This window comes from Achromobacter sp. UBA4530, assembly GCF_002388205.1.
In the GTDB taxonomy this organism is placed as follows: Bacteria; Pseudomonadota; Gammaproteobacteria; order Burkholderiales; family Burkholderiaceae_B; genus Achromobacter; species Achromobacter animicus.
In genome coordinates, this window is the sequence record NZ_DGMA01000026.1 from 1 (window position 1) to 362 (window position 362).

Here is a 362-nt window from a genome sequence, read left to right on the forward strand (position 1 = left end):
GGCAAGTCGGTGCAGACGCCTTCGGCAACTTCCGCGGCCATGCCCACCGATTCACCCAGCGTCGGGTGCGGGTGGATGGTCTTGGCGATGTCGACGACGTCGGCGCCCATTTCCACGGCCAGCGCCAGTTCGCTGATCAGGTCGCCCGCGTGGGTGCCCACGATGCTGCCGCCCAGGATGCGATGCGTTTCGGCGTCGAAGATGAGCTTGGTGAAGCCCTCGTCGCGGCCGTTGGCGATGGCGCGGCCCGAGGCTGCCCACGGGAACACGCCCTTCTCTATCTTGATGCCCTGCTTCTTGGCTTCTTCCTCGGTCAGGCCGACCCACGCCACTTCCGGATCGGTGTAGGCCACCGACGGAAT

1 pseudogene is annotated in these 362 nt (G+C 66.3%); it reads right to left on the reverse strand.

From position 1 onward, the window contains the following. A pseudogene (locus tag B2W22_RS19175) lies at positions 1-362 on the reverse strand (dihydrolipoyl dehydrogenase); the annotation flags it as partial.